Here is a 20,808-nt window from a genome sequence, read left to right on the forward strand (position 1 = left end):
CTTGCCGATCAGGACCCTGACCGATCGACTGAGCCTGCGCAGCCTGCTGACCCTGCCCTATGTCGTGTTGGTGCTGGCCCTGGTGCTGCTGGTGGGCGCCCTGTCCTGGCGCGCCGGCCGCGACACGGTGGACAACCTGTCGGGCCAGCTCCTCGCCGAGGCGGTCAATCGCATCTCGGTGGCGCTGGAGCGCCATGTCGGCGGCGCCGACGCCGTGCTGGAAGCCGCCTTCCCCACCGGCCTGCCGGCGCCCGAGAACCTGCCCAAGGAGCTGGACACCCTGCGCACCCGCTTCTGGCTGGCCACCTCGGTGCACCGCGACCCCAACAACTACGTCTACTACGGCGACCGCCGCGGCCATTTCCTCGGCCTGTGGCGCTTCTCCGAACTGGAGGCCGAGCTGCGCCTGCGCATCAAGGGTGAAGGCCCGCGCACCATCTACCGCCTCAGCGGCATCACCGGCGACCTGCGCTCGCCCGTCGTCGAGGACAAGGTCTTCGAGCCGCGCGAGCGGCCCTGGTACCAGGCCGCCCTGGCCAACCCGGCACCGCTGAGCTGGACACCGGTCTATATCGACTTCAAGACCCTGGACCTCGTCACCACGCGCACCAAGCGCGTCGGCAACGACGTCGGCGAGCCCGAGGGCGTGGCGGCCACCGACCTGCCGCTCAAGCAGGTCAATTCACTGCTGCAGCGTGTGGCGCTGACCGAGAACGCGGTCGCCATGGTCGTCGAGGCGGATGGCCCGCTGGTCGGGGTGTCCCGTGGCGCCCACATGAAGACGCTGGCCGTCGGCCAGCACGAGCGCCTGAACGCCGCCCAGAGCCCGGACGCCCTGGTCGCCTCCGCCTACGAGGCGGTGCGCCAGCGCACGGCGGCGGCCGGCGCCGACGCCCTCGGCACCGCGGCGCGCACGTCCAGCTTCACCGATGCCGAGGGCCGCGTCGTGCAGATCGGCTACGCCCGCGTCGAGCCGGCCCTGGGCCTGAACTGGCTCATCATCGTCGCGGTGCCACGCTCGGACTTCCTGGCCGGCGTGCAGCGCAACTTCGTGCAGGCCGCCGTGCTGGCGGGCCTGGGCGTCGTCATCGCCCTGGGCCTGGGCTGGGCGGTGCTGGGCATCGTCACCCGCGAGCTGCGCGAACTGGCCGAGGCGGCGCGCCGCGTGGGCGATGGGGTGCTGGACGAGCCACCCGAGGTGCACCGCACCGACGAGCTGGGCGAACTGGCACGCAGCTTCGCCGACATGCAGCGTCGCCTGCTGACCGACCAGCTGACCGGCCTGTCCAACCGCGGCGCCATCCTGCGCCGCATCGAGGACCGCATCCTGCAACAGCGCCGCCGCGGCGACCGCTGGCCCTTCGCCGTCATGTTCGTCGACCTCGAGCGCGTCAAGGAAGTCAACAAGCGCTTCGGCCACGGCGTCGGCGATGCCGTCCTGAAGGAGGTCGGCCAGCGCCTGCGCGCCGGCGTGCGCATCGGCGACATCGTGGCCCGTTATGCCGGCGACGAGTTCGTACTGCTGCTGGACTCGGTCGAGAACCGCGCCGACGCCGAGGCCGCGCGCGACCATCTCGAGGCCGCCATGCGCGCGCCGCTGGAGGCCCTGACCGGCATCGCCCCGGCCGGCTTCCAGGTCAGCGCCAGCTTCGGCATCGCCCTCTACCCGGACGACGGCCAGGAAACCGAAAGCCTGCTCCGCCATGCCGATGCCGACATGTTCGCCCGCAAGCAGGGCCAGCCGAACACCAGCTCGAATGCCTCAAGGTTTTGACATCGCCGCCCTGCGCCGCCAGGCGATCGCGCGCAGCCTGTTCACGCCCACCACGCTGCTGAAGGCCGTCGAGCAGCTCGGCGGCTTCGTGCAGGCCGACCCGCTGCGCGCGCCCGCCCGCGCCCAGGACCTGACGCTGCGCCACCGCGTCAAGGGCTACCAGGCCGGCGACCTGGAACGCCGCTACCCGCGTCTGCCGCTGCAGGAAGACTTCTTCATCAACTACGGCTTCGTCACGCCCGAGCTGCGCGCGCTGATGCACCCGCGCACCACGCGCCGCGTCTGGGACAAGCCGCGCTGGAAGCTCGCCAAGGCCGTGCTGGCCGAGGTCGAGCGCCTGGGCGAGGCTCATCCGGCCGAGGTCGATGCTGCCCTGGGCCACGGCGCGGTGAAGAACTGGTTCGGCGGCAACAGCCGGCTGTCCACCGAGCTGCTGGACGGCCTGCACTACCGCGGCCATCTCGACGTGGTGCGGCGGGACAGCGGCACCCGCGTCTATGCCCTCGGGCCGCAGTGGGAGGCCCACCCCGACCCGCAGCTCGCCATGGATGCAATGGCCGATGCGCTAGTGAAGAAATACGCGCCGCTGCCGGCCGCCAGCCTGTCGCTGGTCATCCGCATGCTCTTCCACGGCGCCCACCAGTGGCGCGAGCTGGCGCCGGCCACCATCGCCCGCGCCAAGGCCCGGCTGGCCCATGCCCAGGTCGACGGCGTGGACTGGTACTGGCCCGCCGACGAAGACCCGACACGCGGCTGGCGTATTCCGTCACAGGTGCGGCTGCTCGCGCCTTTCGACCCCGTCGTCTGGGACCGCCGCCGTTTCGAACTACTGTGGGGCTGGGCCTACCGCTTCGAGGCCTACACGCCGGCGGCCAAGCGGGTGCGCGGCCACTATGCGCTGCCGATGCTGTGGCGGGATCAGGTCGTCGGCTGGGCCAATGCGGGGGTCAAGGACGGGCGGTTGAAGGTGGAGTGCGGCTATGTGAGCGGCAAGGCGCCGCGGGATGCGGGGTTCAAGACGGCGCTGGACGAAGAGCGCGAACGACTGGCGACATTTCTCGCCGTGGAACTGGCGTGATGGTGAACCGGCTGCGTCGCATGTCCTGCCTGGTCTTGTTCTGGGCACTGTCTGCCTCCGCCCAGGACAGTGACCGATTCCAACGGGCTTTTTCCGAGCTGGCGCCCGAGCTTCGGCATCTCAACTTCTTGTGGGCGGTGACGACGGGCGATTTGAACGGCGACGGGATTGACGACGTCGCCATGGTGATGACGGGAAGCAGGCGGGATGACGCCGATCGCGAGGAGCGGCTGGTGGTGCTCGCCGGACAACCCGACGGCAACTACAGAATCCTCTCCATTTCCGGCGAGTTCTGCCATCCCGCCAAGTTCTACAACCTGGACATCAAGAGGAATTCGCTGTTCGTCCAGGCGGTGGAATACGCCGATGCCGCCCGGGTGTCGAGCTACACCTTGCAGTTTCGCTACGACGCGCGGCTTCGGGACTTCGCGCTGATCGGCAACGAGACGGTTTCCGAGGGCTATGAAGACGGCACACTGGATCGCCTCAGCACCAACCGCCTGACCGGCGAGACGCTTCACACCATCCGACAAAAAGGCAAGACCCGCTCGGTGAAGGGGCGCATCGCGCTCGCCGCCAAGCAGGTTCTCGGTGGCACCGCCTGCGACGTTTTTCAGGACTAGAGGACTGACGCGCCTACGATGCATGCGGTCCCCTGATTGCGGAATCGCCCCATGCGCCCTCTTGCCCTTCTGCTGTTGTCCGCCGCCGCGTTCACCGCCCACGCCGACGAAGCCAGCACCGCCAAGGCCTTCCAGAAGCTGCGCACCAGTCCCTGGCTGCTGCGCCAGTTCATGGCCGAATTCCCCAAGGGCGGCGACCTGCACAACCATCTGGACGGCAGCATCTACGCCGAGAACATCATCCAATGGGCGGCCGAGGACGGCAAATGCGTGGCGCCCATCACCGGGCAGATCAGCTTCCCGCCCTGCGATGCGTCGCGGCCGCCGATGAAGGATTACGCGGCCGACTCGGTCAACTACCGCCAACTCGTCGACGCCTACTCGGTGCGCAACTACGAGCGCGGGCCCAAGTCCGGCCACGACCAGGTCTTCGACACCTTTGGCCGCTTCATGCCCGGCACCCTGGGCCGCGAGGGCGACATGCTGCGTGAGGCGACCAATCGTCGCGGCGCCGAGAACACGGTCTACCTGGAACTGCTGCAGTCCTGGGGCATGGACAAGGCCCGCGCCATCGCCGCGGCCGAGCCGGGGGCCTTCCGTGCCGGCCGCTCGGCCAAGGATTGGGCCGCCCACCCGGCCCTGCAGAAGATCGTGGCCGACACCCGCGCCGAGCTGGACCGCATCGAGAAGCGCTGGCGCGAGCTGTCCCATTGCAACCAGGCCAATGCCGAGCCCGGCTGCGGCGTGGCCCTGCGCTATCTGGCGCAGGTCATCCGCACCTTCCCGTCCGAACAGGTCAATGCACAGATCGCGCTGGCCTTCCTGCTCGTCAAGGCCGACCCGCGCTGGGTCGGGCTCAACCTCGTCGCACCCGAGGACGACCCGAGCACGCTGCGCCACTACACCGAGCAGATGAGCGTCATCGGCGCGCTGGCCAAGCTCTACCCGGACGTGAAGGTCTCGCTGCACGCCGGCGAGTTCGGTTTCGGCCTGGTGCCGCCCGAGGACTTCCGCGACCACATCCGCCAGGCCCTGGACATCGCCGGCGCGCGCCGCATCGGCCATGGCGAAGCCATCGGCCTGGAGACCGGCGCCCTCGACACCCTGCGCGACATGGCCAAACGCGGCATCGCCGTCGAGATCAACCTGACCAGCAATGCCATCGTCCACGACCTCAAGGGCGACCAGCACCCCTTCCTGCTGTATCGCCAGTTCGGCGTGCCGACGGCGCTGTCGGCGGACGACGAGGGTGTGTTCCGCATCGATTTGACGAACGAGTACCAGCGCGCCGCGGCGACCTATCCGCGGCTGAGCTACCGTGACTTCAAGCAACTGTCTCGCAATGCCCTCCACTACGGCTTTGTCGAAGGCCAGGCCCTGCTGGCCGACACGGCGAACGGTCGCCTCGTTGCGGCCTGCACCGGCGAACGCCCAGGCCGCGAAGCCAAGGGCGCCCACTGCCGCGACTTCCTGACTACCAACACCAAGGCCCGCCTGCAATGGGACCTGGAAGCGCGCTTTGCCCGCTTCGAAAGCCAAGCTCGCTGACTGCATGCTTCTTGATATCGGGCCGCTGCGCCGCAACACCGCCTTTCGCCGCCTTTTCGCCAGCCAGTTCATCTCCGGGCTGGGCACCATGGTCAGCTATGTGGCCGTGCCCTGGCAGCTCTATCAGCTGACCCACTCCAACGCCCAGGTCGGCCTGCTCGGCCTGGTGCAATTGATTCCCGTCGTCGTCTGCGGCCTGCTCGGCGGCGCCGTGGCGGACCGCGTGGACCGCAAGCGACTGCTGATCGGCTCGGAAGCGCTGATGGCGCTGTGCCTGGCGGGCCTGCTGATGAACGCAGTGAGCGCCGCACCCAGCGTGCTCGCCATCTACGCGCTGGTGGCCGTGCTGCAGGGCGCCAGCGGCTTCCACCGCCCGGCGCTGGAGGCCTTGACTCAAAAACTGGCCAAGCCCGAGGAGTTCGCCGCCGTGGCGGCGCTGTCGTCCGTGCGCGGCACGGTGGGCATGGTGGCCGGGCCGGCGCTGGCCGGCATCCTGCTCGCCGAGTGGGGCGCGGTCGGCGCCTATGTCTTCGACTTCGCGACCTTCATCGCCGCACTGTTCTTCATCGCCCGCATTCCCCGCGAAGCCATCGGCACCCTCGATGCACCGGGCGAGCGCCCGCATCTGCTGGCCGACCTGGCCGAGGGCCTGCGCTTCGCGTGGAAACGCCCCGAGCTGATGGGGACGTACATCGTCGACATCGTCGCCATGGCCTTTGCCTTCCCGGTGGCGCTCTTCCCGGCCATGGCGGCGGCGGACGGGCGCACCGAGTCGGTCGGCTGGCTGCTGTCGGCGATGTCGGTCGGCGCTTTGATCATCGGCCTCTTCAGCGGTTGGACCGGCAAGGTCAGCCGCCACGGCCGCGCCGTCGTCATCGCGGCGGCCGTGTGGGCCATCGGCATCGTCGCGCTGGGCTTTGCACCCAGCCTGGTGCTGGGCCTGGTGTGCCTCGCGATTGCGGGCGCCGCCGACATGGTCAGCGGCGTGTTCCGCGGCACGATCTGGAACGAGACCATTCCCAACACGCTGCGGGGCCGCCTCGCCGGCATCGAGATGATCAGCTACCTGACCGGCCCGCTGATCGGCAATGCGCGGGCCGGCTTCATGGCGGACGCCTGGGGCGTCGCGCCCGCCATTTGGGTCGGTGGGGCGATCTGCCTGGTCGGCGTCATCGCCACCGGCTTTTTGCTGCCGCGCTTCTGGGCCTACAGAAGCATCACACGTTGACCGAGCCCATCTGCGCCGTGGGATAGCGCGTGCCCGCGATGGCATGCGTGGCCAGCAGGGTCTCGATGCGGTCGCGCCGGCCGCCGTCAAGCTGGACGCGGGCCGCCAGCGCGTTCTCGTCCAGGCGGGCGATGCTGCGTGTGCCGGGAATGGGAATGATGTCGGGGCCCCGGTCCAGCAGCCAGGCGAGAACCAGTTGGGCCGGCGTATAGCTCCATTCCTCGGCCAGGGCGCGCAAGGCATCGGCCAGAGCGAGGTTGTGATCCATGTTCTCGCCCTGGAAGCGCGGGTGGATGCGGCGGCGGTCGTCGGCGGCCAGTTGATCGGCGGAGCGGATGGCGCCGGTCAGGAAGCCGCGGCCCAGCGGGCTGTAGGGCACCAGGGCGATGCCAAGCTGGCGGCAGGTCGGCAGCACCTCGGCCTCGACGTCGCGCGTCCACATCGAGTACTCAGTCTGCACGGCCGCGATCGGGTGCACGCCATGGGCGCGGCGGATGGTCGTCGCCGAGGCCTCGGACAGGCCGAGATGGCGCACCTTGCCGGCCTTGACCAGCTCGGCCATGGCGCCGACGGTCTCCTCGATGGGCACGGTCTTGTCGACGCGGTGCTGGTAGTAGAGGTCGATGTGGTCGACACCCAGCCGCTTGAGGCTGGCGTCACAGGCTTCGCGCACATAGGCGGGGCTGCCGTCGATGCGTGTGACGGCGCCGTCGGTCGAGCGCACATGGCCGAACTTGGTGGCGATGAAGACCTCGTCGCGGCGCGTGGCCAGCAGCTGGGCGATCAGGCGCTCGTTGGCGCCGATGCCATACATGTCGGCCGTGTCGAGGAAGTTGATGCCGATGTCCAGCGCATGGTTCAGCACGGCCAGGGACAGGGCGTCGTCGGCCGGGCCGTAGAAATCGGACATGCCCATGCAGCCCAGGCCCAGGGCCGAGACCTCGGGGCCGGCGCTGCCGAGGCGTCGGCGGGGAAAGTTCGTCGTGTTCGTCGTCATGAAGGGACTCCTTGAATCAATCATCAACGGGACGGCGACAGCTTAGGAAATCACCCCGGCATCGCCCAGCACAAAGCTCGGACTTGCTTGCCCAATCCTCCGGGCCAAGACCCCACAGGACGCCGGGCCGGTTGAAGCATTTGCACAATCCACCGCATGGCCACCGATGACGACCTGCAAACCCTGCGCCAGCGCAGCATCGCGCTGACCCTGGCCCGCGCGCCGGCGGACGGCCTGCACGACACCGCCCTGCCCTGGCTGAGGCTGATCCGCGCCAGCGCGCCGGCCCTGCCCGTGCCGGCCATCTACGACCCCGGCCTCGTCCTCGTCCTGCAGGGGCGCAAGCAGGCCCAGCTGGGCGAACGCATCGTGCACTACGACGCCCTGCAATGCCTGGTCGTGCCCATGACCCTGCTGCCGCGCGGCCGCGTCGTCGAGGCCAGCGCCGACAAGCCCTATCTCTGCATCCGCATCTCCTGCGAGACCCAGGCCCTGGCCGAGCTGCTGCTGGACGGCGACGCGCCGGCCGGCGACGACGAGCCGGGCCTGCAGGTCGCGCCCGTCACCGTGCCGCTGCTGGACGCCGCCCTGCGCCTGCTGCAGCTGCTGGACCAGCCCCAGGACCTGAAGACGCTGGCGCCCCTGGTGCAGCGCGAGATCCTCTACCGCGTGCTGACCGGGCCGCTGGGGCCGCGGCTGCGGGCGCTGGCCCACACCGACAGCACCACGCGGCGGCTTGCTCGCGTCGTGGAACAGATGTCGCGCCGCTATGCCGAGCCCCTGTCCATCGAGGAGCTGGCCGAGCTGGCCCATATGAGCCCGTCAACCCTGCATCTGCGCTTCAAGCAGCTGACCGCCCTGTCGCCGCTGCAGTTCCAGAAGAACCTGCGCCTGCAGCAGGCGCGGCGGCTGATGCTCTCCGACGGCCTGGACGCCGCCAGCGCCGCCCACCGGGTCGGCTACGAGAGCCCCAGCCAGTTCAGCCGTGAATACCGCCGCCTTTTCGGCGCCCCGCCGCGCGAAGACATCTCGCTTTTGCGCGCCGCCGGCTAGAATGCCGCCTCTTCCGAGGAGCGTTGCAACCTCATCCCTTGAGGCCAGGCTCGGAAGTTTGCCCCCTGCAACTGCGCTCACCCGCTGGCCGACCGTGCCTGGGTGAGGATTGATCCCCCCGCACCGTCATTGCCAGCGGCTTCATTCGCTTGAAGGAGCCCCGCATGACCGCTGCCATCCCCGCCCATATCGTCAAGGACCTGTCGCTCGCCGACTGGGGCCGCAAGGAAATCAAGATCGCCGAGCACGAGATGCCGGCGCTGATGGCCATCCGCAAGGAATACGCCGCCTCGCAGCCGCTGAAGGGCGCCCGCGTCACCGGCTCCCTGCACATGACCATCCAGACGGCCGTGCTGGTCGAGACCCTGCAGGCCCTGGGCGCCGAAGTGCGCTGGGCCTCGTGCAACATCTTCTCGACGCAGGACCACGCCGCCGCGGCCCTGGCCGCCGTCGGCACGCCCGTGTTCGCCTACAAGGGCGAGACGCTGGAAGACTACTGGGACTACACCCATCGCATCTTCGAATTCGGCGCCAAGGGCACGGCCGGCGAAGGCCCCAACATGATCCTGGACGACGGCGGCGACGCGACGCTGCTGATGCACCTGGGCCAGAAGGCCGAGAAGGACTTGTCCGTGCTGGCCAACCCCGGCAGCGAGGAAGAGCGCATCCTGTTCGCGGCCATCAAGAAGAAGGTCGCCGAAGACGCCACCTGGTACACCCGCAAGAGCGCCGAGATCATCGGCGTGACCGAAGAGACGACCACGGGCGTGCACCGCCTGAAGGAAATGTCGGACAAGGGCACGCTGCTGTTCCGCGCCATCAACGTGAACGACTCGGTCACCAAGAGCAAGTTCGACAACCTCTACGGCTGCCGTGAGAGCCTGGTGGACGGCATCAAGCGCGCCACCGACGTGATGATCGCCGGCAAGATCGCCGTCATCGCGGGTTACGGCGACGTGGGCAAGGGCTCGGCCCAGGCGATGCGTGCGCTGTCGGCGCAAGTGTGGGTCACCGAGATCGACCCCATCTGCGCCCTGCAGGCCGCGATGGAAGGCTATCGCGTCGTGACCATGGAATACGCCCAGGACAAGGCCGACATCTTCGTGACGACGACGGGCAACAAGAACGTCATCCGCCACGAGCACATGGCCGCGATGAAGAACAACGCCATCGTCTGCAACATCGGCCACTTCGACAACGAGATCGAGGTCGCGGCCCTCGAGAAGTACGAGTGGGAAGAGATCAAGCCCCAGGTCGACCACGTCATCTTCCCGGACGGCAAGCGCATCATCCTGCTGGCCAAGGGTCGCCTGGTGAACCTGGGCTGCGGCACGGGCCACCCGAGCTATGTGATGAGCTCGTCCTTCGCCAACCAGACCATCGCCCAGATCGAGCTGTTCGCGCACAAGGACAACTACGCCGTCGGCCAGGTCTATGTGCTGCCCAAGCACCTGGACGAGAAGGTCGCCCGCCTGCAGCTGACCACGCTGAACGCCCAGCTCACCGAGCTGACCGAGGAGCAGGCGGCCTACATCGGCGTCAGCAAGGCCGGCCCGTACAAGCCGGACACCTATCGCTATTGATCGCCAATGCGCGCTGACCAGCTCCTCGTCGCCCAAGGCCTGGCACCGACCCGTTCGGTGGCCCAGCGTCTGATCAGCAATGGTGCCGCCGAATGGGCCTCGCCCACCGGCTGGGCCGTGCTGAAAAAGGCCGGCGAGGACCTGCCCGACACGGCCCAGCTGCGCGTCACCGACGACGCGGAGCTGCGCTATGTGTCGCGCGGCGGGCTCAAGCTGGAAGGCGCGCTGGCCCGCGTGGGCTTCGACGTCACGGCCCACACCGTGCTGGACGTCGGCCAGAGCACCGGCGGCTTCACCGACTGCCTGCTGGCCCATGGCGCCCGCCATGTCGTAGGTGTGGACGTCGGCCACGGCCAGCTGCATGCCAGGCTGCAGGCCGACCCGCGCGTGACCGCCCTGGAGGGCGTGCATGTGCGCGAGCTGGACGTGCTGCGCCAGCACCAGCCGACGGGGGGCTTCACCCTCATCGTCGGCGACCTGAGTTTCATTTCCATGGTGGGCAGCCTCCCGGAGTTGCTGCCCTGGCTGGAGGTGCACGGCCATCTGCTCGTGCTCATCAAGCCGCAGTTCGAACTGGGGCCACAAGCCCTGGGCAAGGGTGGTCTCGTCAAGGACGAGGCCGACTACCCGCGACTGGAAGCCCGCGTGCGCCTGGCCTGCACGGCCCTCGGCCTCAAGGTGCTGGACTACTTCGACAGCCCCATCACCGGCGGTGATGGCAATCGCGAATTCTTCTTGTGGGCCTCCCGATGAGCACCCCTGTCAGTTTCGAATTTTTCCCTCCCAACACGCCGGTCGGCGTCGAGAAGCTCAAGACCGTCGTGCAAGACCTGGGCGCACTGAAGCCCCAGTACTTCAGCGTCACCTATGGCGCCGGCGGCTCCACGCGCGACAAGACCCTCTCCGCCGTGATGGACATCGCCGCGGCTGGCTTCGAGGCCGCGCCGCATCTGAGCTGCGTAGGCTCCACGCGCGAGAACATCGCCGAGATCCTGGCCACCTACCGCGCCCAGAACATCCACCGCGTCGTGGCCCTGCGCGGCGACCTGCCCAGCGGCACGGCCACGGCCGGCGAGTTCCGCTACGCCTCCGAGCTGGTCAGCTTCATCCGCCAATTTGAGAAAAACAGGCAGGGCGAGGCATGGCACATTGAAGTCGCCGCCTACCCCGAGGTGCATCCGCAGCAGCGTTATGCCGCCAAGGACATGCAGCACTTCGCCGACAAGATGCGCGCCGGCGCCGATGGCGCCATCACGCAGTTCTTCTTCAACGCCGACGCCTATTTCCATTTCGTCGACGAGGCCCGCAAGCTGGGTGTCACCCAGCCCATAGTCCCGGGCATCATGCCCTTCCACAACTACGGCCGCATCGCCCAGTTCGCGCAGCGCGACGGCATCGACATCCCGCGCTGGGTGCAGATGAAGATGGAAGGCTTCATGGACGATGCCGCCAGCATCCGCGCCTTCGGGCTGGACGTCATCTCGCGGCTGTGCGAACGCTTGATCGACGGCGGCGCGCCGGGCCTCCACTTCTACACGCTGAACCAATCGGCGCTGACGCTCGAGTTGTGCAAACGCCTCGGCCTCGGCAACAAGTCTTGATGCAACACAAACCCGGCCACTGAGCGCCAGCGCCGGGCGGGGCGACCTTGCGTTGCCTCAAACCCGTGTTGCGGCCCAGGGCTTGCAATGACTCCATCGGGATACGTCCCATCTTTGGAGCCATTGAATGAAGAAGATCCTCATCGCCGCTGCCGTCGCCGCACTGGCCCTGCAACCCGCCTTCGCCGACGAAGGCCCGCTGCTCGTGCGCGTGCGCGCCCTGCACCTGGATTCCGCCAACAAGGACAGCACGGGTCTGGGTCTGTCCATCAACAACAAGACCTTTCCCGAGGTCGACTTCAGCTACTTCATCGCGCCGAACATCGCCGCCGAGCTGATCCTGACCTATCCGCAGAAGCAGACGATCTACTCCAACGGCAGCGCCATCGGTTCGCTGAAGCATCTGCCGCCCACGCTGACGCTGCAGTACCACTTCCTCCCGACCGGCACGGTGCGCCCCTACGTCGGCGCCGGCGTGAACTACACCAACTTCTCCAGCGTGGAGTTCGCGCCTGCCGTGCAGACTGCCCTGCATCCCAGCATCAAGCGCAACAGCTGGGGCGCCGCCTGGCAAATCGGCGCTGACGTCGAGGTCGCCAAGGGCACCTATCTGAACTTCGACCTGAAGAAGGTCGACCTGAAGACCACGGTCTATTCCAGCGGCACCGCGGCCGGCAAGTTCAAGGTCAATCCGACCCTGGCCAGCATCGGCCTCGGCTGGCGTTTCTGACCGCGTAGAGCCATCACTTCCGCTCATGTAAATGAGCGCTTTACGTGAGCGGCCGTAACGGCCGCGCCGCCAGAATGCGCGGCCATGAGCCGCCTTCTTGTTGCGCTGGCAATGCTGTGTGCCAGCGCCTTGTGCGCGGCCCAGACGCCGCCTGCCAAGCCACCCGCCGCGCCCGCTTCTGCCGCCAGCAGTGCGGGCAACCGGCTGGACCGCGTCGAGGTCAGCGGCGGCCCCACCGCCAACAGCCGCCGCCGCAACAGCACGGCCAGCAAGATCGTCATCGAGCGCGAGGACCTGGACCGCTATGGCGACACGGTGCTGGGCGACGTGCTGCGCCGCCTGCCTGGCGTCACCATCGGCGGCCGTCCCGGCCGTGGCGGCGACATCCGCATGCGCGGCCTTGGGGCAGGCTTCACGCAGATCCTCGTCGACGGTGAACGCGCGCCGGCCGGCTTTGCGGTGGAAGACCTGCCGCCCGACCAGGTCGAGCGCATCGAGATCTACCGCGCCCCCACCGCCGAGACCGGCGCGCGGGCGATTGCCGGCACCATCAACATCATCCTGCGCGAGCCTCTGGTCAAGTCCAACCACGAGTTGCGCTTCACGCTGGGCCGCGACCGCGGCGAACCGCAGGCCGACTTCAGCTGGACGCGCAACCTGAAATGGGGCGGCCCGAACGGCGACGAGTTCGTCGGCGCCATGTCCACCAACGGCGGCCTGCACCGGCGCTTCAACAACATCGATTCGCACAACCGCGTCGTCGACACCGACACCGGCGAAGTGCTGAACGAGACCGTGCAGCAGGGCCAGAGCATGGGCCACAGCGCCAACCTGAACGGCAATGCCCGGCTGCGCTGGAAGTACAGCGACACGCTGAGCTTCAACCTCGCGCCCTTCTTCGCGCTGTCGCAGAGCGAAGGCAGCAGCCAGAACAACGCCGTGGGCTTCACGCGCTTTCGCGACGTGCAGGGCGAGAACGACGGCCGCGTGCACAACATCCGCGTCAACCTGTCGGCCAACTACCGGCCCACTGCAAACGAGACATGGGACTTCCGCGTCGGCCGCGGCGGCTTCAAGTCCACCAGCAACAGCCAGCGCCGCGAGACGCTGAAGGACGTGGGCATCGACATGCAGCGCGTCCAGGACGACCACAACGTCACCGAGGACGACCAGACCAGCCTGGGCGCCAAATGGAGCCTGAAGACCGCCAAGGAGCATCAGTGGGTGACCGGCGTCGAGAGCGAGCAGAGCCGCCGCACCCAGCGGCGCCGCACCCTGATCGATGGCGAGGAGTCGCCGGCGCTGCAGAAGTTCGGCGACACCCTGGGCTCGCGCGGCCAGCGCTTCGCCACCTATACACAGGACGAGTGGAGCCCGAGCAAGATCTGGTCGGTCTACGCCGGCATCCGCTACGAGCGCATCGAGACCCAGGCCGACGCCGCCGGCCTGCTGCCCGACACGCGCAATGTGTCCCAGGTCACCTCGCCCCTCTTCCACCTGCTGTGGAAGCCAGAGTCCATGCCCAAGGACCAGGTGCGCCTGAGCCTGACGCGCAGCTACCGCTCGCCCAATCTCAACGACCTGATCGCGCGACCCACCATCAACACCACCTATCCCAGCGGCCCCAATCTGCCGACCTATGCCGACCGCGCCGGCAACCCCGACCTCAAGCCCGAACTCGCCACCGGCGTGGACCTGAGCCTGGAGCACTGGCTGCCCACCGGCGGCATCGTGTCGGGCAGCGCCTTCCTGCGCGACATCAAGAGCCTGATCCGCAGCCGCATCGACCTGGAGACCGTGCCCTGGGACAGCACTTCGCAGCGCTGGGTCAGCCGGCCACGCAACATGGAAGGCGCCCGCACCATGGGCCTGGAATTCGAGGTCAAGGCCAGGCTGGACGAGGTCTGGGAAGAAGCGCCGCCCGAGTGGCAGTTGCTGCTGCTGCGCTTCAACGTCGCCGTCTTTGACAGCAAGGTCAAGGGCATCCCCGGCTCCAACGCCCGCCTGGACCAGCAGCCCCGCGGCAGCCTGAACTTCGGCCTGGACCATCGCTGGAAGGCCCTGGGCCAGAACTTCGGCAGCGGCTTCAACTTCAACTACGTGCCGGGTACGCGCGTGCAGCAGACCGAGAACCTGAGGCGTGAGGAGACCTCGCGCCGCCAGTTCGACGCCTACCTGTCCTGGGCCAGCGGCTCGGTGCGCGACGGCATCAACTGGCGGCTGTCCCTGGCCAACCTGCTGCCGCGCGACGCGCAGGTCACGTCCGAGGCGAGCTATGTCGACCCGATCAGCAGCCACAACCTGGTGACCGACACCTGGTCGCGCAACACGACCTTCCGCGTCATTTCCCTGCGCGCCGACATGAGGTTCTAGGAATCTGAAGCCCCTCGTCCAGTGAGTACCCTGGCCGGGACCGCTCTGCGGCCAAGACCGCAGAGCTTCGGCAGGCACAGCGCGCCCACTGGGCGCACTGGGTCCGGCCTCAGCCCCCGAGGGGACGGCGATGCTTGCCGGTTCGACCGGCAAGCACATCGCCAGAGCGGGCCGGCTAGGGAGCGGCCCGGCGCTCGGCCCGCAAAATCGCTGTCATGACCACACGCCGCATCCTGTTCTTCTGCATGGGCAATATCTGCCGCAGCCCCACGGCCGAGGGCGTCATGCGCGCCAAGCTGGCGGCGGCCGGGCTGGACGTCGAGGTGGACTTGGCGGGCACGCACGGCTATCACGTCGGCGCACCGCCGGATGAACGCAGCCAGGAGCATGCGTTGAAGCGAGGCTACGACCTCGGCTCGCTGCGTGCGCGCAAGCTGATCGCCGAGGACTTCACCCGCTTCGATCTCGTGCTCGCCATGGACGAGGACAATCTCGCCAATGCGCAAGCGCTGTGCCCGTCTGCACAAAGGCACAGGCTCAAGCTGCTGCTGGACTACGCGCCGCAAGCCGGCAAGCGCCATGTGCCCGACCCCTACTACGGCGGCGCAGCCGGCTTCGACGAAGTGCTGGACCTGGTGGAACAGGCCTGCGATGGGTTGGTCGCATCCCTGCGCACACGCTGAGCGAAGAGCGCCTGGACAATCCAAGCATGTCTCATGCTGTCTCTCGGCTGCGCGCCGCGCGCCTGGCGAATTCCACCAAGCCCTTTTCGGCTCGCGGCGGCTTCAAGCGGGAGCGCTGCGAGGGCTGCCGGCTGGTGCCGACGCACTGCATGTGCGCCCTGCGCCCCTCGATGAACACGCACGCCGCGGTCTGCCTGCTGATGGCCGACATCGAACCGCTGAAGCCGACCAACACGGGTTGGCTGATCGCGGACGTGGTCGCCGACAGCTTCGCCTTCGGCTGGTCGCGCACCCAGCCCGATCCCGCCCTCCTCGCGCTGTTGAGCGACCCGGCCTGGGAGTGCTATGTCGTGTTCCCGGGCCAGTACGCCGCGCCGGAACGCGTGGTGCACACCCTCGCACCCCGCGCGCCGGACCCGGGCGGCCAGACCCGGCGACCGCTCTTCATCCTGCTCGACGGCACCTGGTCGGAGGCGCGCAAGATGTTCAGCCGCAGCCCCTATCTGAACCACATGCCGGTGCTCAGCCTGGCGCCCGCGGGGGGCTCGCAATACCGGCTGCGCCGGTCCCGCTGCAGCGACCATTTCTGCACCAGCGAAGTCGCCGCGCGCTGCCTGCAGCTGGCGGGCGACGCGTCCGCCGAGAAGACCCTGCAAGCCTACCTGGGCGTCTTCACTCACCACTACCTGCAAGCCAGGAACCAGCTGCCCGTCGTCTGGGAAGGACCGGCGCATCGGCACCTGAGTGAGGCGATCGCACAGCAGGCCCCGCGCCCCGCCTGAGCGCCGGCCGGCGGGCCGCCACGGCCGGTTTCCACGGGTAAACCGTATTTGTTCGTCTCGCGAACAAATTACGATGTCCAGCGCTGTCATTTGAAGAATGAGCTGGAGACATGAATTCCATCAAGCCCCTGCTGGGCGCCCTGCTGCTGGCCGGCGCCTGCGCGCAGGTCACCCAGGCCGCACCGCCCGCCAACCTGCCCTACCAGTGGCGCTCCATCGCCATCGTCGGCGGCGGCTTTGTCGACGGCTTCGCTTTCCAGCCCGCCGTGCCGGGGCTGAGCTACGCCCGCACCGACATGGGCGGTGCCTACCGCCGCGACACGGCCACCGGCCGGTGGCAGCCGCTGCTGGACTGGCTGCCGCTCAGCGAGGTCAACCTGATGGGCGTCGAGAGCCTGGCCGTCGACCCCAACAACCCCGACGCCCTCTATCTGGCCTGCGGCACCTACACCAACCCGGCCGTGCCCAACGGCGCCCTGCTGCGCTCCAGGGACCGCGGCCAAAGCTTCCAGCGCACCGAGCTGCCCTTCAAGCTCGGCGGCAACGAAGGCGGTCGCGGCAACGGCGAGCGCCTGGCCGTGGACCCCAACGACGGCCGCGTGATCTACCTGGCCTCACGCCTCGCCGGGCTGTGGCGCAGCGGCGATTCGGCCGCCAGCTTCCAGCGCGTCAACGCCTTCCCCGACAGCGCCTGGCAACGCAACGAGTCCGACGGCCCGCCACCCAGCTGGGGCGGCAGCGACGGCAAGGCGACCATCAACTTCATCCTCTTCGACCCGGCCAGCGGCCAACGCGGCCAGCCCAGCCGCACGATCTACGCCGGTGTCTCCGTCATCGGCCGGCCCAGCCTGTGGCGCAGCGTCGATGCCGGTGCCAGCTGGCAGCCCCTGCCAGGCGCGCCAGCCGCGCACCGCCCCATGCGCGCCGCACTCGCGAGCGACGGCAAGCTCTATGTCGCCTATGCCAGCGAACCCGGCCCGCATCGCATGAAGGACGGCGCCGTCTGGCGCTATGAGGTGGGCACACAGGCCTGGGCCGACATCACGCCCGAGCGCCCCAGCGCCACCGAGCCTTTCGGCTATGCCGCCGTCACCGTCGACGCCAGCAACCCGCGCCGCCTGCTCGCCAGCACCGCCGGCCGCGGCAAGGGCGACGAGCTGTTCCGCAGCACGGACGGCGGCGCGACGTGGAAGCCGCTGTTCGCCGCCGCGAAGTTCGACGCCTCGGCCGCGCCCTATGTGGCCGACACGCCCCTGCACTGGCTCTACGACGTCAAGATCAATCCCACCAACCCCGACCACGCCCTCTTCACCACCGGCTACGGCGGCTGGGAAACCCTGGACCTGACCCAGGTCGACAAAGGCCAACCCACGCACTGGCGTGTCATGAGCACCGGCATCGAGGAGACCGTCGCCCTGGCCCTGCATAGCCCGACCCAGGGCGTGCCGCTGGTGACGGCCATCGGCGACTACTCGGGCTTCGTCCACACCGACCTCGACACGCCCGCGCCCGGCAACCCCAAGCCGCCCTTCTTCGGCAACACCCACGATGTGACCGGTGCTGAGCTGGCGCCCGAGGTGATCGTGCGCATCGGCCATGCGCGCGATGGCGGCAAGAACCTCGGCTATTCGCTGGACGGTGGCAAGACCTGGCGCGAGCCGAAGACGGCGCCCGAAGGCAAGACGGGTGACGGCTTCATCGCCGTGTCGGCCGACGGCAAGTCCTGGGTCTGGACGCCTGAATCCAGGGACGGCGGCATGCCTCATGTCAGCCTCGACCGCGGCGACAGCTGGACCGCCGTCAAAGGCCTGCCCGCCGGCACCCGCGTCGTCGCCGACCGCGTGAATCCGAAGCGCTTCCACGCGATGGCGCTGTTCGACAACCAGCTCTACGCCAGCGACGACGGCGGCAACAGCTTCAGCGTGCGCCCGCTGGCCCTGCCAGATGCATCCCAGGGCCCCGTCACCCGCGCTGCAGCCGGCAGCAACAACCGCAGCAACCGTGGCGACAACCGCGGCGGCCAGGACCGCCTCTACGCCGCACCGGGCCGCGAAGGCGAGCTCTGGCTGGCCGCCTTCCACGGCCTCTACCGCGCCGGCGACAGCGGGGTCTTCAAGCGCCTGCCGGCCGTCTCGGAAATCCACGCCTTCGGCTTCGGCCACGCCGCGCCTGGAGTGAGCGAACCGGCCCTCTACCTCGTCGGCAGCGTCGCCGGCCAATACGGTGTCTTCCGCTCCACCGATGGCGCCGCCAGCTGGCAGCGCATCAACGACGACGCCCACCAGTGGGGTCTGATCCTGCAGATCAGCGGCGATCCCAAGGTCTTTGGCCGTGTCTATGTCGGCACGCACGGGCGGGGCGTGCAGGTCGGCGATCCGCGCTAACGCCTGGGCAGATCGAAGCGTCGAAGCGAGGTCTTCAGCAGGCGGCCGTTGGCATCGAACAGGCTGACCAGCTCCAGCTGCACCGGCCCGGCCGGCGTCTTGAGGTCGCGCAGATGGCGCTGCAGCCGACGACCCGATTCGAAGCGGGTGTCGTCGCTGGCCGGGCCGACCTGCTGTGCGACCTCGGCGGGTGTCATGTCAGGCTTGAGGGCCAGCGCGGCCTGGACCCAGTCGTCCTTGAGCGCGAGCAAGGCCGCATCGGGCGGCGTCGCGGGATCGTCCATGGCCTCGAAGACGACCCGCGTGTCGTCCGGCCACGTCGTGTCACCCATGGGCAGGCGGAACATGCGCTCGCGCAGCGAATAGCCCCAGTCGTACTTGGGCCCGCCGTCGTCGCGCAACCCGTGCAGAAAGCGCTCGCTGAGGGTCAGCCGCCGATCGCCGCTCACCAGCGTCACCGCGAAGAGGGGCCGATCCGCGAAGTTGCTCGGGCTCCAGTCGCGGTCCCAGCAGTCATCGACACCGAAGGAGAACAGGCCGCCGAAAAAGTCGGTGCCGCGAGCGACGCCGCTGCCGAAGGCAACACGGCATTGCAGCCGCAGATCACCCAGGCGGCGCTCGCCTTCGCTCGAGCCAGGCAGGCCGGGCGTGCGGATGTCGGGCCGCCAGGTCACGCGGCCATCGGCCAGGCGGCTGCGCACCTCGGTGCGCTCGTCCAGGGCGCGCCAGGCCGGGTCGACGACGAAACGGTCTTCGCCATCCAGCGCGACGGGCCGGCGGCCGCCGGGCGCCATCAGGCCCAGCTCCAGCGCCTGCGTCGTCTCGGCCTGGGTGCGCGCATAGACCTTGAACTTCAGGGTCGCGGCCGGTGCCAGGGCGTGATGCTTCTCGAACAAGGCCTCGGCCTTGAAGAGCTGGCCCAGCGTCTTCTTCTCGCGCGCCGTGGCGGCCTCGCCCTGGACCGCGACCAGGCCAAGCTGGGCTTCGGGCTGTGGCGCGCTGGCGGGCAGCGCAAGCGCGCCGGCCAGCAACACCGCCGCCGTCAGCATCACGCCAGCGCGAACGCGTCCCGCGTCAGGTTCTCGGGCGCCTCGCCGGCGGCACGGCAGGCCACGTCGTCCTCGATGCGAATGCCGCCGTAGCGCGCCAGCCGGTCCACCGCGTCCCAATCCACCTGGGCTGCGTGAGGCGAGGCGCGCAGCTGGCGCAGCAGCGTCGGGATGAAATACAGCCCCGGCTCGATGGTGACCACCATGCCGGCCTGCAGCGGCCGCGTCAGGCGCAGATAGCGATGGCCCTCGGGCTTGGTCGCAACGCCGCCCGTCTCGCTGGCCATGAAGCCGCCGACATCATGCACCTGCAGGCCCAGCAGATGGCCGATGCCGTGCGGGAAGAAGGGCTTGGTGACGCCCTCCTCCACCATGGCTTCGACGCTGATGCCCTTGACGATGCCAGCACCGCGCAGCACGCCGGCGATGCGGCGATGCGTGCTCAAGTGGATGTCGCGATAGTCCACACCCTCGCGCACCTCGTCGACAAGGGCCAGCTGCTCGACCTCCATCGCCGCGACCAGCGCCGCGAACTCGTCATGGCCGGGTGCAACCCAGGTGCGGGTGATGTCGCTGGCATAGCCGTTGACCTGGGCGCCGGCATCGATGAGGAAGCTGCGCGCTTCGGCCGGCGGGCTCTCGTCCTGGTACTGGTAGTGCAGCACCGCGGCATGCTCGTTGAGGCCGACGATGTTGGTGTAGGGCAGGTCGCGGTCGGTGTGGCCGGTGGCGACCAGATAGGCGCGGTGGATGCCGGCCTCGCTCTCGCCGCGCAGGAAGGCCGCGCGGGCGGCGTTGTGGCCCGGCACGGCGCGGCGCTGGGCGGCGCGCATCTGCTCCAGCTCGTAGGCGCTCTTCGCGCCACGCGCCCAGTGCAGCAAATTGAGCAGGGCCTCGGGGTTGTTGGGCGTGAGGCCAGGCAGGGCCGCGTCGGCCTCGCCGAGGATGGCGGTGCGCGGCGTGACCAGGTCGGCCAGGGCCTTGGCGGCCTCTTCCGGCTCGCGGATGACGACCAGCTCGACCGCATCCACCCATTCGCCGCTGGGCGCGCTCGGCGGCACATGCCAGTAGTCGTCGGGCTGGTAGTAGATGACGCGCGGCTTCTGGCCCGGGCGCACCGCCAGCCAGGAATGCGGGTGATTCGTCAGCGGCAGCCAGTGCTTGAAATGCGGGTTGGCCTGGAAGAGATAGGGCCGGTCATCGAGGAAGGCGTATTTCTCGATGCCGGAGGCAATCAGCAACGCTTCGAAGCCGGTGCGCTCGAGTGCCGATTCAGCATGCTGCTGCAGCGCGGCGAGGTGGTCGGTGTAGAGACTCATGTC

General features: G+C 68.8%; 17 protein-coding genes and 1 riboswitch. Of the genes, 14 read left to right on the plus strand and 3 right to left on the minus strand.

Features of this window, described 5'->3' with window-relative positions; translation table 11 throughout:
* Position 1 precedes the first annotated feature (1 nt).
* The 5 genes from AC3WOE_RS15255 to AC3WOE_RS15275 are packed head-to-tail and all read left to right on the plus strand — an operon-like array spanning position 2 to position 6,251.
* The gene (locus tag AC3WOE_RS15255; protein WP_492691543.1) at positions 2–1,774 is read left to right on the plus strand and encodes a diguanylate cyclase domain-containing protein; all 1,773 of its coding nucleotides are present in this window, start codon (positions 2–4) and stop codon (positions 1,772–1,774) included.
* Positions 1,758–2,852, plus strand: a complete 1,095-nt coding sequence (locus AC3WOE_RS15260; protein WP_492691545.1) for a DNA glycosylase AlkZ-like family protein — start codon at positions 1,758–1,760, stop codon at positions 2,850–2,852. Before AC3WOE_RS15255 ends, AC3WOE_RS15260 begins: the two co-directional genes overlap by 17 nt.
* Positions 2,852–3,475 (plus strand): FG-GAP repeat protein, encoded by a 624-nt coding sequence (locus tag AC3WOE_RS15265; RefSeq protein ID WP_492691546.1) that lies wholly within the window; start codon positions 2,852–2,854, stop codon positions 3,473–3,475. Before AC3WOE_RS15260 ends, AC3WOE_RS15265 begins: the two co-directional genes overlap by 1 nt.
* Before the next feature lie 51 nt (positions 3,476–3,526).
* Positions 3,527–5,023 (plus strand): hypothetical protein, encoded by a 1,497-nt coding sequence (locus tag AC3WOE_RS15270; RefSeq protein ID WP_492691547.1) that lies wholly within the window; start codon positions 3,527–3,529, stop codon positions 5,021–5,023.
* Between the two features lie 4 nt (positions 5,024–5,027).
* Positions 5,028–6,251: an MFS transporter gene (locus tag AC3WOE_RS15275; RefSeq protein ID WP_492691549.1), complete on the plus strand. Its 1,224-nt coding sequence runs from the start codon at positions 5,028–5,030 to the stop codon at positions 6,249–6,251.
* Here AC3WOE_RS15275 and AC3WOE_RS15280 read toward each other — a convergent pair.
* A complete protein-coding gene (locus AC3WOE_RS15280) occupies positions 6,241–7,248 on the minus strand; it encodes an aldo/keto reductase (RefSeq protein WP_492691550.1) in 1,008 nt (335 codons plus the stop codon). The genes AC3WOE_RS15275 and AC3WOE_RS15280 overlap by 11 nt on opposite strands.
* Positions 7,249–7,404: 156 nt before the next feature.
* Between AC3WOE_RS15280 and AC3WOE_RS15285 the strand changes: the two genes are divergently transcribed.
* From AC3WOE_RS15285 to AC3WOE_RS15325, 9 genes are all read left to right on the plus strand, one after another.
* Positions 7,405–8,301, plus strand: a complete 897-nt coding sequence (locus tag AC3WOE_RS15285) for an AraC family transcriptional regulator (protein WP_492691552.1) — start codon at positions 7,405–7,407, stop codon at positions 8,299–8,301.
* Positions 8,302–8,310: 9 nt separating this feature from the next.
* A riboswitch (S-adenosyl-L-homocysteine riboswitch) is annotated at positions 8,311–8,387 on the plus strand.
* 78 nt (positions 8,388–8,465) lie between these two features.
* Positions 8,466–9,884 carry an adenosylhomocysteinase gene (ahcY, locus tag AC3WOE_RS15290; protein ID WP_492691554.1) on the plus strand — a complete coding sequence of 473 codons (1,419 nt, stop codon included), beginning with the start codon at positions 8,466–8,468 and terminating at the stop codon, positions 9,882–9,884.
* A 6-nt stretch (positions 9,885–9,890) separates the two neighbouring features.
* Complete coding sequence (locus AC3WOE_RS15295) at positions 9,891–10,637, plus strand: TlyA family RNA methyltransferase (RefSeq protein WP_492691555.1); 747 nt, start codon at positions 9,891–9,893, stop codon at positions 10,635–10,637.
* Positions 10,634–11,485, plus strand: coding sequence for a methylenetetrahydrofolate reductase [NAD(P)H] (metF, locus tag AC3WOE_RS15300; protein ID WP_492691557.1), 852 nt, complete (start codon positions 10,634–10,636; stop codon positions 11,483–11,485). The genes AC3WOE_RS15295 and metF overlap by 4 nt, the downstream gene beginning before the upstream one ends.
* 127 nt (positions 11,486–11,612) lie before the next feature.
* On the plus strand, positions 11,613–12,215 hold the full coding sequence (locus AC3WOE_RS15305; protein ID WP_492691559.1) for an OmpW/AlkL family protein: 603 nt from the start codon (positions 11,613–11,615) through the stop codon (positions 12,213–12,215).
* A gap of 84 nt (positions 12,216–12,299) precedes the next feature.
* Entirely contained in the window at positions 12,300–14,588 is a 2,289-nt protein-coding gene (locus AC3WOE_RS15310; RefSeq protein WP_492691561.1) for a TonB-dependent receptor plug domain-containing protein, read from the plus strand.
* A gap of 215 nt (positions 14,589–14,803) precedes the next feature.
* Positions 14,804–15,271: a low molecular weight protein-tyrosine-phosphatase gene (locus AC3WOE_RS15315; protein WP_492691562.1), complete on the plus strand. Its 468-nt coding sequence runs from the start codon at positions 14,804–14,806 to the stop codon at positions 15,269–15,271.
* Positions 15,272–15,297: 26 nt separating this feature from the next.
* On the plus strand, positions 15,298–16,053 hold the full coding sequence (locus AC3WOE_RS15320) for a tRNA-uridine aminocarboxypropyltransferase (RefSeq protein ID WP_492691563.1): 756 nt from the start codon (positions 15,298–15,300) through the stop codon (positions 16,051–16,053).
* Positions 16,054–16,163: 110 nt separating this feature from the next.
* Positions 16,164–18,437: an exo-alpha-sialidase gene (locus AC3WOE_RS15325; protein ID WP_492691565.1), complete on the plus strand. Its 2,274-nt coding sequence runs from the start codon at positions 16,164–16,166 to the stop codon at positions 18,435–18,437.
* On the opposite strand, the gene AC3WOE_RS15330 is transcribed toward AC3WOE_RS15325, so the two are convergent.
* Positions 18,434–19,486, minus strand: a complete 1,053-nt coding sequence (locus AC3WOE_RS15330) for a hypothetical protein (RefSeq protein ID WP_492691566.1) — start codon at positions 19,484–19,486, stop codon at positions 18,434–18,436. The two genes, AC3WOE_RS15325 and AC3WOE_RS15330, sit on opposite strands and share 4 nt — an antisense overlap.
* Entirely contained in the window at positions 19,486–20,805 is a 1,320-nt protein-coding gene (gene pepQ, locus AC3WOE_RS15335) for a Xaa-Pro dipeptidase (protein WP_492691567.1), read from the minus strand. Before pepQ ends, AC3WOE_RS15330 begins: the two co-directional genes overlap by 1 nt.
* Between the last annotated feature and the right edge of the window lie 3 nt (positions 20,806–20,808).

Source organism: Roseateles sp. FW305-36 (genome assembly GCF_058787015.1).

What these genes read in the sequence shown, in the direction of transcription:
- AC3WOE_RS15260 (WP_492691545.1), top strand. Translation starts at nt 1,758, where the DNA reads ATGCCTCAAGGTTTTGACATCGCCGCCCTGCGCCGCCAGGCGATCGCG.
- AC3WOE_RS15265 (WP_492691546.1), top strand. Translation starts at nt 2,852, where the DNA reads ATGGTGAACCGGCTGCGTCGCATGTCCTGCCTGGTCTTGTTCTGGGCA.
- AC3WOE_RS15270 (WP_492691547.1), top strand. Translation starts at nt 3,527, where the DNA reads ATGCGCCCTCTTGCCCTTCTGCTGTTGTCCGCCGCCGCGTTCACCGCC.
- AC3WOE_RS15275 (WP_492691549.1), top strand. Translation starts at nt 5,028, where the DNA reads ATGCTTCTTGATATCGGGCCGCTGCGCCGCAACACCGCCTTTCGCCGC.
- AC3WOE_RS15280 (WP_492691550.1), bottom strand. Translation starts at nt 7,248, where the DNA reads ATGACGACGAACACGACGAACTTTCCCCGCCGACGCCTCGGCAGCGCC.
- AC3WOE_RS15285 (WP_492691552.1), top strand. Translation starts at nt 7,405, where the DNA reads ATGGCCACCGATGACGACCTGCAAACCCTGCGCCAGCGCAGCATCGCG.
- ahcY (WP_492691554.1), top strand. Translation starts at nt 8,466, where the DNA reads ATGACCGCTGCCATCCCCGCCCATATCGTCAAGGACCTGTCGCTCGCC.
- AC3WOE_RS15295 (WP_492691555.1), top strand. Translation starts at nt 9,891, where the DNA reads ATGCGCGCTGACCAGCTCCTCGTCGCCCAAGGCCTGGCACCGACCCGT.
- metF (WP_492691557.1), top strand. Translation starts at nt 10,634, where the DNA reads ATGAGCACCCCTGTCAGTTTCGAATTTTTCCCTCCCAACACGCCGGTC.
- AC3WOE_RS15305 (WP_492691559.1), top strand. Translation starts at nt 11,613, where the DNA reads ATGAAGAAGATCCTCATCGCCGCTGCCGTCGCCGCACTGGCCCTGCAA.
- AC3WOE_RS15310 (WP_492691561.1), top strand. Translation starts at nt 12,300, where the DNA reads ATGAGCCGCCTTCTTGTTGCGCTGGCAATGCTGTGTGCCAGCGCCTTG.
- AC3WOE_RS15315 (WP_492691562.1), top strand. Translation starts at nt 14,804, where the DNA reads ATGACCACACGCCGCATCCTGTTCTTCTGCATGGGCAATATCTGCCGC.
- AC3WOE_RS15320 (WP_492691563.1), top strand. Translation starts at nt 15,298, where the DNA reads ATGTCTCATGCTGTCTCTCGGCTGCGCGCCGCGCGCCTGGCGAATTCC.
- AC3WOE_RS15325 (WP_492691565.1), top strand. Translation starts at nt 16,164, where the DNA reads ATGAATTCCATCAAGCCCCTGCTGGGCGCCCTGCTGCTGGCCGGCGCC.
- AC3WOE_RS15330 (WP_492691566.1), bottom strand. Translation starts at nt 19,486, where the DNA reads ATGCTGACGGCGGCGGTGTTGCTGGCCGGCGCGCTTGCGCTGCCCGCC.
- pepQ (WP_492691567.1), bottom strand. Translation starts at nt 20,805, where the DNA reads ATGAGTCTCTACACCGACCACCTCGCCGCGCTGCAGCAGCATGCTGAA.